Annotated in this window: 12 protein-coding genes and 1 tRNA gene; 9 read left to right on the plus strand and 4 right to left on the minus strand. The window is 35.5% G+C overall.

Features of this window, described 5'->3' with window-relative positions; genetic code table 11:
• Positions 1-33 precede the first annotated feature (33 nt).
• The 8 genes from frr (at position 34) to SD1D_RS04420 (ending at position 10,833) form a co-directional block, all read left to right on the plus strand.
• The gene (gene frr, locus SD1D_RS04385; protein ID WP_058257797.1) at positions 34-588 is read left to right on the plus strand and encodes a ribosome recycling factor; all 555 of its coding nucleotides are present in this window, start codon (positions 34-36) and stop codon (positions 586-588) included.
• 109 nt (positions 589-697) lie between these two features.
• The gene (locus tag SD1D_RS04390) at positions 698-1,414 is read left to right on the plus strand and encodes an isoprenyl transferase (RefSeq protein ID WP_058257798.1); all 717 of its coding nucleotides are present in this window, start codon (positions 698-700) and stop codon (positions 1,412-1,414) included.
• A gap of 72 nt (positions 1,415-1,486) precedes the next feature.
• The gene (locus SD1D_RS04395) at positions 1,487-2,284 is read left to right on the plus strand and encodes a phosphatidate cytidylyltransferase (RefSeq protein ID WP_058257799.1); all 798 of its coding nucleotides are present in this window, start codon (positions 1,487-1,489) and stop codon (positions 2,282-2,284) included.
• Between the two features lie 114 nt (positions 2,285-2,398).
• Positions 2,399-3,559 carry a 1-deoxy-D-xylulose-5-phosphate reductoisomerase gene (locus tag SD1D_RS04400; RefSeq protein ID WP_058257800.1) on the plus strand — a complete coding sequence of 387 codons (1,161 nt, stop codon included), beginning with the start codon at positions 2,399-2,401 and terminating at the stop codon, positions 3,557-3,559.
• 32 nt (positions 3,560-3,591) lie between these two features.
• Entirely contained in the window at positions 3,592-4,887 is a 1,296-nt protein-coding gene (gene rseP, locus SD1D_RS04405) for an RIP metalloprotease RseP (RefSeq protein ID WP_242955252.1), read from the plus strand.
• Positions 4,888-4,966: 79 nt separating this feature from the next.
• The gene (gene ispG / locus SD1D_RS04410) at positions 4,967-6,022 is read left to right on the plus strand and encodes a flavodoxin-dependent (E)-4-hydroxy-3-methylbut-2-enyl-diphosphate synthase (RefSeq protein WP_058257802.1); all 1,056 of its coding nucleotides are present in this window, start codon (positions 4,967-4,969) and stop codon (positions 6,020-6,022) included.
• Between the two features lie 113 nt (positions 6,023-6,135).
• Positions 6,136-10,665, plus strand: coding sequence for a PolC-type DNA polymerase III (locus SD1D_RS04415; RefSeq protein WP_058257803.1), 4,530 nt, complete (start codon positions 6,136-6,138; stop codon positions 10,663-10,665).
• Positions 10,666-10,761: 96 nt separating this feature from the next.
• Positions 10,762-10,833: transfer RNA gene (locus SD1D_RS04420), tRNA-Glu, on the plus strand.
• Positions 10,834-11,031: 198 nt separating this feature from the next.
• On the opposite strand, the gene SD1D_RS04425 is transcribed toward SD1D_RS04420, so the two are convergent.
• The 4 genes from SD1D_RS04425 to SD1D_RS04440 all read right to left on the minus strand — a co-directional run bounded on the left by SD1D_RS04425 (position 11,032) and on the right by SD1D_RS04440 (position 16,220).
• On the minus strand, positions 11,032-13,632 hold the full coding sequence (locus SD1D_RS04425; protein ID WP_058257804.1) for an ABC transporter permease: 2,601 nt from the start codon (positions 13,630-13,632) through the stop codon (positions 11,032-11,034).
• Positions 13,629-14,312, minus strand: a complete 684-nt coding sequence (locus SD1D_RS04430) for an ABC transporter ATP-binding protein (RefSeq protein ID WP_058257805.1) — start codon at positions 14,310-14,312, stop codon at positions 13,629-13,631. Before SD1D_RS04430 ends, SD1D_RS04425 begins: the two co-directional genes overlap by 4 nt.
• Before the next feature lie 148 nt (positions 14,313-14,460).
• The gene (locus SD1D_RS04435; protein WP_058257806.1) at positions 14,461-15,465 is read right to left on the minus strand and encodes a sensor histidine kinase; all 1,005 of its coding nucleotides are present in this window, start codon (positions 15,463-15,465) and stop codon (positions 14,461-14,463) included.
• A 26-nt stretch (positions 15,466-15,491) separates the two neighbouring features.
• The gene (locus SD1D_RS04440) at positions 15,492-16,220 is read right to left on the minus strand and encodes a response regulator transcription factor (RefSeq protein WP_058257807.1); all 729 of its coding nucleotides are present in this window, start codon (positions 16,218-16,220) and stop codon (positions 15,492-15,494) included.
• A 237-nt stretch (positions 16,221-16,457) separates the two neighbouring features.
• Between SD1D_RS04440 and SD1D_RS04445 the strand changes: the two genes are divergently transcribed.
• Complete coding sequence (locus SD1D_RS04445) at positions 16,458-17,144, plus strand: phosphoribosylaminoimidazolesuccinocarboxamide synthase (protein ID WP_058257808.1); 687 nt, start codon at positions 16,458-16,460, stop codon at positions 17,142-17,144.
• Positions 17,145-17,156 lie beyond the last annotated feature (12 nt).

The raw sequence follows: 17,156 nt of genomic DNA on the forward strand, positions 1-17,156 counted from the left end.
GGATACAATATACGAATTAGGAGGGATCATATAATGGATAAAAGACTTGAGCAATATAATACTAAAATGAAAAAGACAATAGAAAACTTGAAAGAAGAGTATATGACAATCCGTGCAGGAAGGGCTAATCCTCGCCTTTTAGATAAGCTAAGAGTGGATTATTATGGACAGCCTTCACCCTTGCAGGCGGTTGCCAATATCTCTGTTCCGGAAGCTAGAGTAATCCAGATTCAACCTTGGGAGTCTAAAATGATTAAGGAGATTGAAAAGGTAATTTTAGCATCAGATTTGGGAGTTACTCCTTCCAATGACGGTCAAGTAATTCGACTGGTATTTCCTGAACTGACAGAGGAAAGAAGAAAAGAACTTGTTAAGGATGTTAAGAAAAGGGCTGAAAATGCAAAGATAGCTATCAGAAATATCCGTAGGGATGCCAATGATTCTTTCAAAAAAATGAATAAGGCCAGTGAGATTTCAGAAGATGAATGGAAGTCACTGGAGGATGAATGTCAAAAGTTGACTGATTCCTTTATTGATGAAATTGATAAAATATTGGATGAAAAAACAAAAGAAGTTCTTACTGTATAAAATTGCAGCAGTTTATGTAATAGCATGATGTAACTAGGGTGTCCACAAAAGTATAATATATAACCCTTTTGGGACACCCTTATTCAATGGTTATAAAGTAGGTGTATGTATGAGTGAAAATAATCTAAATATTCCAAATCATGTTGCCATAATCCTTGATGGCAACGGAAGATGGGCTAAGAAAAGATTTATGCCTAGAAATTATGGGCATTCTCAAGGAAGTAAGGTAGTAGAAAAAATCTGTGAGGATGCTTATAAAATAGGAATAAAATATCTGACAGTTTATGCGTTTTCTACCGAGAATTGGAAGAGACCTAAAGAGGAAGTAGATGCTTTGATGAAGCTTCTAAAAAGTTACTTAGAAACCAGTATTAAAACCAGTAAGAAGAATAATATGCGAGTTAGGATTATTGGTGATATTACAGTTCTTTCTAAGGAGTTTCAAGAAAAAATAAAGGAACTTGAAGAGGCTTCCAAGATGAATACCGGCCTGAATTTTCAGGTTGCAATAAATTATGGAAGCAGAGATGAGATAATTCGTGCTGTTAAGACCCTATCAAAGGATGTAAAAGAGAATAGGTTGGCACTTGATGATATAAATGAAGACTTGTTTTCTCAGTATTTAGATACCAAAGGGATTCCCGAACCGGATCTTTTAATAAGAACCAGCGGTGAACAGAGGCTGTCTAATTTCTTATTATGGCAGATGGCTTATACTGAGTTTTATTTTACTGATGTTCTTTGGCCTGATTTTAATAAGGAAGAATTATTAAAAGCTATCCAGTATTATTCACAAAGAAATCGAAAATTTGGTGGTATATCATAAAATACTATTTTAAACAAATGAAAAGAATATACAATATACGTGGGTTAAAATAATCCATATTGGAGGTAGACTATGTTCATGACAAGATTAATTAGTAGTATTATCCTTATGGCCATTACCATAACGGTTGTAGTACTAGGAAATGACCTGCTGTTTACTACGATTCTTGCTATTTCCTTAATAGGCATGACAGAATTGTATAAAATCATGAAGATCGAAAAGGCTTTACTTGGGATAATAGGATATTTGGCTGCAATCCTTTATTATGGTCTGATATATTTTAAACTTCAGGAATATATGATGGTATTGATCATAGGCTTCCTCCTGTTACTTATGATATCCTATGTAATAACTTATCCCAGCTATAGAATTGAACAGGTAGTTATTGCTTTCTTTGGCTTATTTTATGTCAGTGTCATGTTGTCCTATATATATCAAGTTCGTATTATGGAGGACGGTGCCATTTTAGTCTGGCTAATTTTTATAGGAGCTTGGGGATCTGATACCTGTGCTTACTGTGTAGGTATGCTTATTGGAAAACATAAGATAGTGCCGAGACTTAGTCCAAAAAAATCCTTAGAAGGCTCAATAGGTGGAGTAGTAGGTGCAGCCTTAATAGGATATATATATGCATTGGCTTTAGGAAGTAAAGTTACCGGTATCGATAATCCCCGCCTATTATTTGCCATTATAGGTGCGGCCTCTAGTGTTATATCACAAATCGGGGATTGGGCAGCCTCTGCTATAAAAAGAAATTATAATATTAAGGATTATGGTAATTTGATTCCCGGTCATGGTGGTATCTTAGACCGATTTGACAGTATGATATTTACAGCCCCTATTGTTTATTACTTAGCTGAATTTTTTTAGAATCCTATAGAATTATTTATAAATTAAACTGATTATAAAAATAATCACAAAATGAACATAATTACATGATAAAATCACATGGTATTTATATGTGTAAATTACATGGAGGCAATAATGAAGAAGATAGCAATACTTGGTTCTACAGGCTCCATAGGCATTCAGACCTTGGAGGTTGCAAGAGAACATAAGGATGAAATAAAGGTAGTCTCCCTTGTGGCTCATTCCAATATAGACTTACTGGAGCAGCAGATAAGGGAATTTATGCCTGAACTTGTATGTGTATATGATGAAAACAAGGCAAAGCAGCTTAGAGAAAACATTAAAGATTTACAGGTTCCTGTTGAAACCGGGATGGATGGGATTATTGCCTGTGCCAGCTTAAGTTCTGCCGATACGGTTGTGGCTGCATTAGTTGGCATGATTGGTATATTGCCCACTATAGAAGCAATAAAAGCCGGTAAGAACATAGCCTTGGCTAACAAGGAAACCTTGGTTACAGCAGGGCATCTTATTATGCCCTTGTGCAAGGAGAAAGGTGTTAAACTACTGCCTGTAGATAGTGAACATTCAGCTATTTTTCAGGCTCTTAATGGTGAAAGCAAAAAAAACATCCATAAAATTATACTGACAGCCTCCGGCGGACCCTTTCGTGGACTGAATATTTCATCTTTAAAAAATATTACTCCCCAGGACGCCTTAAAACATCCTAATTGGAGTATGGGTAATAAGATTACAATAGATTCTGCCACCTTGATTAATAAAGCCTTAGAGGTTATGGAAGCGGCCTGGCTTTTTGGAGTGCCTATTTCTCAAGTGCAGGTTCTTGTTCATCCCCAGAGTATTATCCACTCAATGGTGGAATACTTAGATGGCAGTGTTATAGCTCAGATGGGCTTACCTGACATGAGGCTTCCTATCCAATATGCCCTTTTTTATCCCGACAGAAAGGAAATGAAGTTGGGAGAAAGGTTGGATTTGACTAAGATAAATCAGCTTACTTTTGAAGAAGCTGATATGGAGACATTTTACGGACTAAAATTAGGACTTGAGGCAGGAAAACTGGGAGGAAGTATGCCTACGGTATTTAATGCAGCTAATGAATGGGCAGTGGCTAGATTTTTGGAAGGTAAGATTGGGTTTTTGGATATTCCCAAACTTATTTCTAAAGCTATGGAGAATCATATTATAATTACATCTCCTTCCTTAAATGAAATTCTTAACACAGAACAAGAGACATATGATTTTATAGAAGGAATTGTAGATACCGTTAGGTAATTTATTTATCTAATTGAGAAAGGATTATGCTTATGAATATATTAATAGCAATTCTAATTTTGGGATTAATTATTTTTATCCATGAACTGGGACATTTTCTTCTTGCTAAGAAAAACGGTATAACAGTAACGGAGTTTTCCTTAGGCATGGGCCCAAGATTAGCCAGTTTTGAAAAAAACGGAACAAGATACTCCCTAAAACTTTTACCTATCGGCGGATCTTGCATGATGTTAGGTGAGGATGAAGATCTTAATGAGGAAGGGGCTTTCCATACTAAGGGAGTATGGGCCAGATTTTCTGTAATATTTGCCGGTGCTTTTTTTAATTTTATCCTTGCAATTGTTCTGGCTTTAGTAGTAATCGGAGCGGTGGGAGTTGATAAGCCTGAAGTGTTACAGGTTAAGGAAGATTCTCCCGTATATGAAGCTGGGATAAGAGAAGGAGATATGATAAAGAAGATTAACGGTAAGAGAATACATTTTGGAAAAGAAATCGATTTGTACTTATTCTTTAATCCTATTAGCAAAGAAGCAATTGATATTACTTATGAAAGAGATAATAAGGATTATAAAACAACTGTATATCCTAAGTTACGACCGCCTTTTTATAAATTAGGAATTGAATATAGCGGTGAAACTGAAAATGCTGTACTGCTTGGGCTTGAACTGGGCTTTCCTGTTTATGAAGCAGGCTTAGTACCTGGGGATATTATTACCGGAATTAATGGAACTGCTATTGAAACCGGCAAAGATATGGTAGAGTATTTTCAGGCAAATCCTATAACCGATGCCCCCCTAGATATTACCTATCTTCATGGAAACGAAGAAAAGACTGCTAAAATAACCCCAAAACTTGTGGAAGACAGTTATGAACTGGGGCTACATTATAATTTGTATAGGGAAAAGGTATCACCTTTTGAGGTGGTAAAAAATAGTTTCTTTGAACTGAAATATAGTATTGATTATGTTATAAGCAGTCTTAAATATATGGTATCCGGTAAGGCCAGTATAAATGAAATCAGCGGCCCTGTGGGCATAGTCTCAATGGTAGATAATATAGTGGATCAGACTTCCGATGAAGGTGCCGGTATAGTCTTTCTTAGTCTTGCAAACTTTGCAATTTTACTAAGTGCTAACTTAGGTGTTGTTAATCTGCTGCCTTTACCTGCACTGGATGGTGGAAGATTAGTCTTTCTTATTATTGAAGCTATCAGAAAAAAACCTATTCCTAAAGAAAAAGAAGCCATGGTGCACTTTATAGGATTAACACTTCTTATGCTGCTGATGATTGTAGTAGTATTTAATGATTTCCGTAGAATTTTCGGATAAGAAAATATGAATGAAGAATTATAATTTGCGATTAATTATATTAATTTAGCCGCATAAGAATTTAGAGAGGCTGTGAAATATGTTTAGAGATAATACCAAGGTGATTAAGATTGGTAATAGGGTAATAGGAGGAGGAAATCCTATCCTAATCCAGTCTATGACAAATACAAAAACAGAAGATGTAAAAGCCACTGTAGATCAAATACAAAGGCTTACCAAGGTAGGCTGTGATATTATTCGCTGTGCGGTACCTAATATGGAAGCAGCTAAGGCATTAAAAGACATTAAGAAGCATATTAGTATACCCCTGGTGGCTGATATTCATTTTGATTACAGGCTGGCCATTGCCGCCATGGAAAACGGAGCGGATAAAATCCGTATCAACCCAGGCAATATAGGTGATGATGAAAAGCTAGGGGCTGTAGTTAAGGTGGCAAAAGAAAGAAAGATACCTATCCGGGTAGGGGTAAACAGCGGCTCTCTTGAAAAAGATATATTGGCAAAGCATGGCCGGGTAAATGCAGAGGGACTGGTAGAAAGTGCCCTAAATAATGTTAAGAGAATAGAGGATATGGGCTATGATAATCTTGTTATCAGCATTAAATCCTCCGATGTAATTATGTGCATTAAGGCCCATGAGCTTATTGCCAAAGAAGCTAACTACCCCCTGCATGTGGGTATTACTGAAGCCGGTACTGTTAATGCCGGTAATATAAAATCCTCCGTGGGACTTGGAATTATTCTTTATCAAGGTATAGGTGATACCATAAGAGTATCCTTAACCGGAGATCCCGTTGAAGAGATAAAATCAGCGAAACTTATCTTAAAAACCCTAGGCTACCGAAGGGGAGGAATTGATGTGGTATCTTGTCCTACCTGTGGAAGGACACAGATAAATCTAATTAAGCTGGCCGGGGAAGTTGAAAAGCTGACAGCAGAGTTTGACCATTTAAATATTAAGGTTGCAGTGATGGGTTGTGCCGTAAACGGTCCCGGAGAAGCTAGGGAGGCAGATATAGGCATAGCCGGAGGTAATGGTGTAGGCCTGCTGATAAAAAAAGGTGAGATTGTCCGTAAGGTTGCGGAAGATGAGCTTCTTGATACACTTCGTTATGAACTGGAGAATTGGAAATAATATTTTAATAATATTTTTAAGATAAGCAGATTAGTCTATGGAATTCTAATCTGCTTATCTGTTATAATAGAAAATAATTAATATAAATGATGATTAGAATGGGAGAATAAGTCATGTTATTTTTTGAAGCTTTTGAAGGATTGACCTGTGATGACAAATTAATAGATCTTTACAGCCAGGCTGAAGTTGTAAGGGTGGTTGCATCCAGGAAAAACAGGACCATTCAAATTCATATTAAAAGTAATAGATTGATTCATAGTAAAAACATAAAAAGGATGGAAGAACTGCTTAATCGGCAGCTTTTTTTACATACCGGAAATAAAGCATACATTAAACCGTATTTTGAGCTTAATAGTGATTATAATCTGGAAAAGCTTTTTTCTATATATCGTGACTGTATCTTAGAGGAACTAAAAGAGGAAAGTATTGTTACTTATCATATTTTGACACAGGCAGAGACTAAAATCGAAGAAAACAAAATTATTATTAAGTCAACTGAAAGCTGTGTGGTTAAGGATAAACTAGAAAAGCTTAAGGATTATCTTATAGATTTGTTTAAGGAACGTTTCGGTTATGATATAAATGTAGCCTTTGAATATGTAAAGCCTAAGGAAGAAAAAAAGGTTAAATTGCCTGCTTTTTTAAGACAGGATGATGAGGAGGATTACGACGATGATGAGGAGTATGCAAATCATCATTATGAATTTGTTAAAGCAGAAAGTATAAGAGTAGATAATCTTACAGAAGATGCTGGAGTTAAGGAACCTTCTAATTATGCTATAGATAATAAGGAGGTAAGTAATACCATAGAAACACCTGTACCCAGTGATAATAAAAGTGGAAATGGTAATGCTAATAAATCTAAAAAATCCACATATTATAGATTACCTAAAGATCCTTCCGTAGTATATGGCAGGAATTTTGAAGGAAATGTAATATCTATCAGTGATATTATCGGTGAAATCGGTGAAGTAGTAATCCGGGGAATGGTCAGGAAGTTAGAGACAAGACCCATAGGTAATGAGAAAAGCTTAATTACCTTTGTCTTAACGGATTTTACTGATTCTATAAAGGTAAAGCTGTATGCAAAAACTATTCAAGTAGATGAAATCCTAGATAGTATTAAAGAAGGTTCCTTTTATATGTTAAAGGGAATTGCCATGGCAGATACTTATGAGAGGGATATTACCATAGGATCTGTGGTAGGTATTAAGACCATCGAGGATTTTAGAAGCAAAAGAATTGACAGGGCCCCTAAAAAGCGTGTGGAGTTACATGCCCATACCATGATGAGTGATATGGATGCAGTAGTGGATGTAAAAAAATTGGTTCGCCGTGCTTTTGAATGGGGACATCCTGCAGTGGCAATAACAGACCATGGTGTAGTACAAGCCTTCCCCGATGCAAATCATGCCCTAAATCCAAAGGCATTTTCTGATCCTAAGGAGCAGGAAAGAGCTAAGGCTTTTAAGGTTATTTATGGTATGGAAGCATACCTAGTAGATGATATTAAGGAAGTGGTAGTAGGTGGGCAGGGTCAAAGCCTTATAGATAATGATTTTGTTGTATTTGACATTGAGACCACCGGTTTTAGTAAGATAAATGATAAAATTATTGAAATTGGAGCGGTGAAGATATCAAAAGGGGAAATTACCGAAAGATATAGTACATTTGTAAATCCTCAGATACCAATCCCATATGAGATTACCCAGTTGACTACCATTAATGATGATATGGTTGCCCAGGCCCCTGTCATAGAAGAGGTTCTTCCGGAGTTTTTGGAATTTTGTAAGGGTGCCGTATTAGTGGCCCATAATGCAGCCTTTGATATGGGCTTTATTATAAGAAATGCTCAGATACTCGGTTTAAATCATAAATTTACCTATATTGATACCGTCGGTTTATCAAGAATCCTGCTTCCTAATTTAAGCAGACATAAGCTAAACAATGTAGCAAAGGCACTAGGGGTATCATTAGAAAATCATCATAGGGCAGTAGATGATGCCGGTGCTACCGCTGAGATTTTTGTTAAGTTTATAGATATGCTAAAAGAAAGAAATGTTGATAATGTAAATGAAATCGATAAGCTGGGAAGGCTTCCTGCAGAGTCTATTCGTAAGCTTCCTGCTTATCATGCCATACTACTGGCCAAAAATGATCTGGGACGGGTTAATTTATATAAGATGGTTTCCATGTCCCATATAGAATATTATAATAAGAGGCCTAAAATACCCAAGAGTCTTTTAATGGAATGCAGGGAGGGTATCCTAGTAGGGTCTGCCTGTGAAGCCGGTGAGATATATAGGGCATTACTTTCTAATCAATCAGATGAACAGATTGAAAGACTGGTTAATTTCTATGACTATCTGGAAATACAGCCACTGGCTAATAATGAATTTTTAATCCACAGTGAGAGAAGCGATGAAAGAAATATCCATTCCAAGGAAGATTTGATAAAGATTAATCAAAGGATTGTAGAGCTTGGAGAGATATATAATAAGCCTGTTGTCGCCACCTGTGATGTGCATTTTCTTGATCCTGAGGATGAGGTGTACCGCAGAATCATAATGGCCGGTAAGGGCTTTAAGGATGCAGACAATCAGCCTCCCCTGTATTTTAGGACTACCGAGGAGATGCTGGAGGAGTTTTCATATTTGGGTAGCAAAAAGGCAGAAGAGGTGGTTATCACCAATACTAACCTGATATGTGATCAAATCGAAAAGATATCACCGGTGCGGCCGGATAAATGTCCTCCTGTACTTCCAAATTCCGATGAAAACCTAAGAAAAATCTGCTATGATAAAGCCCATGCTATTTATGGTAAAGAGCTTCCGTCCCAGGTTAAAGAAAGGCTGGAACATGAGCTTACATCCATTATATCCAACGGATTTGCGGTTATGTATATAATTGCTCAGAAGCTGGTATGGAAGTCCAATGAGGACGGGTATCTGGTAGGTTCCCGTGGCTCTGTGGGATCTTCTTTTGTAGCTACCATGGCAGGAATTACGGAAGTTAATCCTTTACCCCCTCATTATTACTGCAGTAGCTGTAATTATAGTGATTTTGATTCTGAGGAAGTAAAGAAGTTTGCAGGAAGTTCCGGATGCGACATGCCGGATAAGAATTGTCCTGTATGCGGCAAACCCTTAGAAAAAGACGGCCATGATATACCCTTTGAAACCTTCCTCGGTTTTGATGGGGATAAGGAGCCGGATATAGACTTAAACTTTTCCGGTGAATATCAAAGCAGGGCCCATGAATATACGGAGGAAATATTCGGCGAAGGCCATACTTTCCGTGCCGGTACTATCGGAACCTTAGCTGATAAGACTGCCTTTGGTTTTGTAAAAAATTATTTTGAGGAACGGGGCATACACAAGAGAAATGTTGAGATAGAACGTTTGATTGAGGGCTGTGTAGGAGTAAGACGAACCACCGGTCAGCATCCCGGTGGTATAGTGGTATTACCCCATGGAGAAGAAATATATTCATTTACCCCTGTTCAGCGTCCTGCTAACGATATGAATTCCAAGACCATTACCACACATTTTGATTATCACTCCATAGACCATAACTTATTAAAGTTAGATATACTGGGCCACGATGATCCTACCATGATTCGTATGCTGGAGGATCTTACAGGAGTAGATGCCAAGACTATTAGGCTTGATGAGAAGAAGGTATTATCTTTGTTTAGTGATACCAGTGCCCTTGGTATAACTCCCGATGATATTGGGGGATGTGAGCTAGGCTGTCTTGGTGTTCCCGAATTTGGAACGGATTTCGTTATGCAGATGGTTAAGGAAGCGCAACCAAAGACTTTCTCAGACTTGGTCCGTATATCGGGACTTAGCCATGGTACTGACGTGTGGCTAAATAATGCTCAGCTACTTATTAAAGAAGGAACCTGTACCTTGTCTACCTGTATCTGTACCCGTGATGATATAATGACTTATCTAATTAATGCAGGAATGGAGCCGGGGCTTTCCTTTAAGATTATGGAAAGTGTAAGAAAGGGTAAAGGCTTAACTGCTGAAATGGAAGAAGCCATGCTGGCAGCAGGAATTCCTGAATGGTATATCAGATCCTGTAAAACCATAAAGTATATGTTCCCCAAAGCCCATGCGGCGGCATATGTTATGATGGCCTTTCGTATAGCTTACTTTAAGGTATATTATCCCTTAGCTTACTACTGTGCCTATTTTTCTATCCGTGCATCGGCATTTAACTATGAGCTGATGTGCCAGGGAAGGGAACATCTAGAACAGGTAATGGCTGACTACAAACGTAGATATAGTACCCTGACTAAGAAAGAACAGGATACATATCGAGATATGCGTATAGTTCAAGAGATGTATGCTAGAGGATTTGACTTTGTACCCATAGATGTGTATAAAGCACAAGCCCATAGATTCCAGATTGTAGGAGATAAGCTTATGCCTTCCTTAAGTTCCATAGACGGAATGGGAGATACGGCAGCTAAAGGGGTAGTAGAGGCTGCAAAACAAGGGAAATTTTTATCCAGAGACGATTTTAAGATACGTAGTAAGGTAAGCTCTACGGTGGTTGATACTATGGCAAGACTGGGGCTTTTAGGAGATCTTCCCCAGTCCAATCAGATGTCTTTGATGGATTTTTTATAAAATTTACAAAATGTTTCAATTAATAAAACAATTTAAAAAATTAAAAATAAAGCTTGCATTTTATCGAGGAATAGTATATTATATATATTGTTCCAAGGCTCGTTGGTCAAGGGGTCAAGACGCCGCCCTCTCACGGCGGAAACAGGGGTTCGATTCCCCTACGAGCTGTTAATTGATAAAAGCCAGTAAATATGCCACTTCCAGAAATTTGGAAGTGGCTTTTTGTTTGCCTTATTTGACGTTTTTTCAACGGAATTTTCAAAGTATTAGATATTGTACTCCTTTTCCAAGGGGTGGATTCGATGTATATGTGTATGCAATATATTTGCTATTTTGACACATTAGTATTCATGGTAACTGTCACAATTATAAATTCTCATTCTTCAGTGCATCTAATATATTTTCTTTTCTAATCTTTTTCATGGAATACATCATAGATATAAAGACCACCAAAAATATACTGAGTATGCTAATGAGAATGCTATGTGCCGGCATGTAGAAACTGGTCTCTACACCTTCATCTATGCTTAAATATATCAAATAGGTTATAAATATAGAAGTCGGTATTCCATATATGAGGGCTTTTAACCCGTAGAAGATACATTCATAATTAAGCATTTTGTTAAATCCTTTACCTGTAATTCCAACAGATTTTAACATTGCAAATTCTCTTCGGCGTAAATTAATATTTGTAGTTATGGTGTTAAATACATTTGTCACAGAAATCAATGACATTAATATAATAAAACCATACGCAAAAACTTTTATTATAAGAATAATATTACGTTCATACTCTACATCCTCTGCTATATTATAGAGATTACCACTATCGAGCCCGGCATCATTTAGTATTTTTACTATTTGATGTTCTACATCAAAAGGTTTTTTTGCACTAAAGAACATATAAAACATATGAAACCAATCGAAATCCTTTAAAATATCCTCGTCTATAAGTAACGTAATACTATAGTCATAGCTATATTCAGGAATACCTATAGGAACTGTATCTGCATATGCTCCTAAAACAATAGAAGTGGATATAGTATCACCATCATCATTATTTAGATCGATAGTTATGTGGGTATCAGGCTTAACCTTTAGTAACTTGGTATTTTTAAATCGTTCTTCCTTATCGTCATAATAATGTTGTCTGTCGATTGCTATTGCAGTAATTTCTTCGGTGTTTTGGAACTTATCTTTTTTTAAGCCTAATTTTTCAATGTAATTGATAAATGTTTCATGATCAACTTTATATATATCTACATGTAGTGGTATATCATCTCCATCATTTATGGAACCATTCTCTATCATATCCGAGTAATAGAAAGCTTCTAATTGTTCTTTTTTTAGATATGCTGTACCATATATTTTTTTTATTATAGAACTATCATAAATGCCATCCAAGTTGCGAATGTTTTCATAAGCTACTAAATATTCCTCACTTATATCTGTTGTTCCGCTAACGGCATATCTAAAATCATAATTGTATTTATCATATACATTTTCCACACTATCTGTTAAATACATGGAAAATGATGAGGCAGTTATAAATAACAAGACAGATATAAATAGGGAAAAGACTGTGCTGCGATAACGTTTTTTGTTCCGTTTTAAGTTCTTAAGTGCCAAATCCCCCTCAATACCAAAGATTTTTCTGGTTAACTTAGAAGTCTTAACTTTTTTATATGTTAGCTTTATATCAGCTGTTTGTCTTACAGCGTCTATTGCAGATATTTTCTTAGTTCGCCTTGCAGGTATATATGCAGAGATTAATATAGTAATCAAACTAAAAATAACAGCTGCAATTACAGAGGGTACCGATACATTTAAAGTTAATTCAACGGGAATTCTTTCACCAAGCATTATAATAAAATTATCCCTAAGTTGATGTAAGGTTATGCCTATTCCCAGGATGCCTGAGCATATACCTAAGGGGATGCCAATAACAGCAATAAATAAGGATTCAAAAAATACAGAGTTCATTAATTGTTTTCTTGTAGCACCAACACTAGACAGGAGACCAAATTGCTTCCTTCTTTCACTTACAGAGATAGAAAAGGAGTTATAGATTAATGCTACGGAGCCAATTATAATTATGGTCATAATGATTCCCGATAGACCATAAATTACAGCGTTAAAACCTGATATATCACTTGAACCTTCTAACTGCAAGATATCATAATTTATAGAATCAATATGATAATCATGATCTTGATAATTATCTATATAATTAAAAGCTTTTCTAGGATTTTTAAAATTAATGTATATATATAGGTCCGAATCTTCCAAAGAAGTCAGGGAGGAATCATCTAAACATGTTAATATACTGTATCCGGGAGCTGCGAAATTTTCAATTTCAGTAGGAAAACGTTCAAAAAAACCCACAACGGTAAATGACCTAGTACCACTTGCAATAAATTCTTCAGTTTCACCGGTATCTATATGATGGAAAGAATTTTGTTGGTCTAATTTATAACCGTCACTATAACGGGCTCCAACTTCAAGACTTATTTCTTGTCCTAGTTTAAACTCAACCCCTCCATTGTATAGGATGTGTTCTGAGAGCAGTACTTCCTTGCTGTTTTTAGGTAGGCGACCCTGTGTTATGTGAATAGGCAATGTATCAAAGGCTTTATTATCCAATTCCATAATATAAAGATAGGGTTTATATTCATTTTTTGAACCTACTAGGGGGGCATAACCTCCGTCTTTTACCACAGAATATTTCTTTATCTGATTGTCTTCTATAATATCTTGATATTCATCTATGGTGCGGGTTTTAATTCTTATATGCCAATTACCGATACCATATGTTGTATAATTTATTAAAAAATGTTGAAGGCTTGAAGCAAATGATGTGACAGCTGTAATCATAGCTGTTGATAATATTACGCCAATAATAGTAACAATAGTTCTTGTTTTATTCTTTTTTAAACCTTTTAAAGTGATTCGATTCATTATATTCATGATCTTATCACCTCATCTTTAGAGATTTTTCCATCCTCTATGCTTATAATCCGGTCTGCTTGAAGTGCAATTTTTTCATCATGGGTTATGAGAATTAAGGTCTGATTATACATTTGATTATAGAGTTTTAATAAATTTACTATCTCTTCACTATTTTTACTATCAAGATTACCTGTAGGTTCATCGGCCAGAACCAGGGCCGGATTATTAACTAAGGCACGGCCTATGGATACTCTTTGTTGCTGGCCGCCGGATAATTGATTAGGTAGATGCTTTAGCCTTCCTTCTAAGCCTAGGGTTGAAATTAGCTCATTTAAATGTTCCTTATCTACAGAACCTCCATCTAAAAGCTGGGGTAGGGTTATATTTTCTTCTACATTTAATATAGGTATTAGATTATAGAATTGATAAATTAGACCAATCTGTCTTCGTCTAAAGATAGCTAATTGGGTTTCATTTAGATTATAGATATCAGTACCATCTATAAATACTTTTCCGGAAGAGGGAAAGTCTACTCCCCCTATTATATGAAGTAAAGTGGATTTACCTGAACCGGAAGGTCCTATAACAGCCACAAACTCCCCTTTATTTACACTGAAAGAAACATTATCTAGAGCAGTAACGGCAGTATTACCTTTTCCGTAGGTTTTAGTAAGATTTTCAACTCTTAATATTTCCATTTTATAATCCTCCTCATACTTATAAATCATATCTAATCACATCTGATATAGATTTTAGATAATACTACCATTGTAAGATGACTTTTAAGTGACTGGAATTATTACAAAATTGTCACTTTTAAGAAAGAGGGGACTTCTATACATTTTCTTAAATAACAGATTTATATAATTTAATATTAAATATGCTTCCTTTACCTTCCCTACTATCTACAGTGATATCCCCCCCTTGACCTCGTATTATACTTTTAGACATTGACAAACCGATTCCCACACTGTCTTTTGAGGAATTTTTCCCCCTATAAAATCTTGTGAAAATATGAGGTAAATCTGCTTTGGAGATTCCTATCCCCGTATCTTTAATAATAATTTCGGAATACAAGGGATTATCATTAATTTCAATAAAAAGCTGCCCACCGAAGGGGGTATGTTCCATACAGTTTTTAAGTATGTTAATTATAGCTTCCCTGGTCCAGTGCAAATCACAATAAAGATAATTGTCCCCTCCTTTAATATGGTAGCTAATATCTTTAATCTCAAGAGGAATTAAAAGCGGTTCAATAGCTGACCTAATTAAGTCATAGGCCTTGGTTTTTACGGGTTTCATTTCAAGAACACCGGCATCCAGTTTAGAAATTGTAAGAAGAGAAGTAACTAACCATTTTATTCGCTCCAATTGAGAATATATATTTGAAACAAATTGATCATACTTATCTTTTGGTAGATTCCTATCTTTTAATAAATCAACAGTGACCAACATTGATGTCAAGGGAGTTTTTAACTGATGAGATATATCAGCCATATGATCAGCCAGGAGGATTTTATCTTTTTTTAATTTCTCATTATATTCCGATAACATACTTGTGACCTTATATATTTCATTTTTTAAAATACTAAGTTCCCCTTCTACATTATCTCTTATATCAAGGGAATGTTCTCCTTGGCGAATTCTTCTTAAATATGTAGATAGTTTTTTGATATTTCTATAACGATATAAGGTAAATAAAAAGAAAAGAAAAATTAATAGTATACCTTGTAAAACTAATAAAAGTGCTACTTCTACACTTATCCATAATCCAAGCAATGTAAATATAAGTACGGATGTTATGGATAGAATTAATATATTTCGCAATTCCTTATTTCTTAAAGACAACATAACATAACCATGCCTTTCTTACGACTTTATAAGCTTTCATTTCCTTGTACCTGATATCCTAAACCTCTTACAGTTTTAATAATTGTCGGATTTTGAGGATCATCTTCAATCTTATCCCTTAATCTCTTTATATAAACAGTTAAGGTATTATCATTTACAAAATCTCCGGACACATCCCAAATACTTTCTAAAAGCTGGCTTCTTGTTAGGACCCTGCCTTTATTTTGGCATAAGGTTAGAAAGAGACGATACTCAAGGGCAGTTAAAAATATAATATTTCCATTTTTTCTTACGTTACCTTCTTTTAGGTTGATTTCAATATTGCCAAAGGTTAAAATATCTTCGCTATTATTGTCTTTTCCTTTACCATATCTTCTTAAAACACTTTTTATTCTAGAGTGAAGTTCCCTTATTCGAAATGGTTTTGTAATATAATCATCAGCACCCATATCAAGTCCCATAACTGTACTTCCTTCATCATCCCTGGCGGTTAAAAATATTATAGGGATATCGTTCGTATTTTTAATTTTTAAGCAAATATCATATCCGCTGCCATCAGGTAAGGATAAATCTAAAATAGCAATATCAAAGGTGTTTTTTTCAAGTATTTCCATAGTAGATGCCATATCATAACAACAGGTAACTTGAAAGCCTTCCTGGCTTAGATAATATTCCAGTCCTTCCACTATGGATTTATCATCTTCAACCAGTAAAAGCTTATATCCATGCAAGGGTTCTTGATTTATAGAACTCATATAAAACGACCTCCCCCTGTTATAAAAGTTAAATTTAAAACTACATATATAGCTATAGTATTCTAAATTAATAAAACAAGCAATAAGAAATATAATAAAGAATACGATTTATAACTAATATTAATAAAACCCATAAGAATAAACGGGGTATGATTCTATTGACAATAGGCAATAAATAATATAACTTTAAACCATAAAACTAAAGCAGGTGCAAATATTAGGGAAAGAGGGATTGTTATGAAACTTGTATATAAAGGAAAAACCAAGGACGTATATGAACTAGAAGACGGAAATTATTTGCTAAAATTTAAAGATGATGTAACCGGAGAAGACGGAGTATTTGATCCCGGTGCCAACTCGGTAGGATTAACCATAGAGGGAATGGGTAGATCAGGATTAAAGCTTACCAAATTATTTTTTGAGAAAATCAATGAAAAAGGAATACCTACCCACTATATAGATTGTGATATCGATGCAGCCACTATGACTGTCAAACCGGCAACCATGTTTGGTAAAGGCATTGAGGTTATCTGTAGGTATAGAGCGGTGGGAAGTTTTATTCGCCGTTACGGACTCTATGCCAAGGAAGGAATGCCCTTGGATGCATATGTAGAAGTAACCTTAAAAGATGATGAAAGACAAGATCCACTGATAAATGAAGATGCTCTTCATATGCTTGGCATCCTTACCAGAGAAGAATATGCAATACTAAAAGATTTAACTGTTAAAATATCAAATATCGTGAAAGAAGAACTGGAGAAAAAAGGAATTGAATTGTACGATATTAAGCTGGAATTTGGACGTATCGGTGAAGATAAGCATATTGCACTGATAGACGAAATATCCGGTGGTAATATGAGAGCATATAAAGACGGACAATATATCGAACCCTTGGACTTAGAGAAGATGTTGCTGTTAAAATAAAGGTACCGTAAA

Source organism: Herbinix luporum (assembly GCF_900070325.1).
Taxonomy (GTDB): domain Bacteria; phylum Bacillota; class Clostridia; order Lachnospirales; family Lachnospiraceae; genus Mobilitalea; species Mobilitalea luporum.

Coding starts and splice junctions, on each gene's coding strand:
- frr (WP_058257797.1), top strand. CDS start 34: ATGGATAAAAGACTTGAGCAATATAATACTAAAATGAAAAAGACAATA.
- SD1D_RS04390 (WP_058257798.1), top strand. CDS start 698: ATGAGTGAAAATAATCTAAATATTCCAAATCATGTTGCCATAATCCTT.
- SD1D_RS04395 (WP_058257799.1), top strand. CDS start 1,487: ATGTTCATGACAAGATTAATTAGTAGTATTATCCTTATGGCCATTACC.
- SD1D_RS04400 (WP_058257800.1), top strand. CDS start 2,399: ATGAAGAAGATAGCAATACTTGGTTCTACAGGCTCCATAGGCATTCAG.
- rseP (WP_242955252.1), top strand. CDS start 3,592: ATGAATATATTAATAGCAATTCTAATTTTGGGATTAATTATTTTTATC.
- ispG (WP_058257802.1), top strand. CDS start 4,967: ATGTTTAGAGATAATACCAAGGTGATTAAGATTGGTAATAGGGTAATA.
- SD1D_RS04415 (WP_058257803.1), top strand. CDS start 6,136: ATGTTATTTTTTGAAGCTTTTGAAGGATTGACCTGTGATGACAAATTA.
- SD1D_RS04425 (WP_058257804.1), bottom strand. CDS start 13,632: ATGAATATAATGAATCGAATCACTTTAAAAGGTTTAAAAAAGAATAAA.
- SD1D_RS04430 (WP_058257805.1), bottom strand. CDS start 14,312: ATGGAAATATTAAGAGTTGAAAATCTTACTAAAACCTACGGAAAAGGT.
- SD1D_RS04435 (WP_058257806.1), bottom strand. CDS start 15,465: ATGTTGTCTTTAAGAAATAAGGAATTGCGAAATATATTAATTCTATCC.
- SD1D_RS04440 (WP_058257807.1), bottom strand. CDS start 16,220: ATGAGTTCTATAAATCAAGAACCCTTGCATGGATATAAGCTTTTACTG.
- SD1D_RS04445 (WP_058257808.1), top strand. CDS start 16,458: ATGAAACTTGTATATAAAGGAAAAACCAAGGACGTATATGAACTAGAA.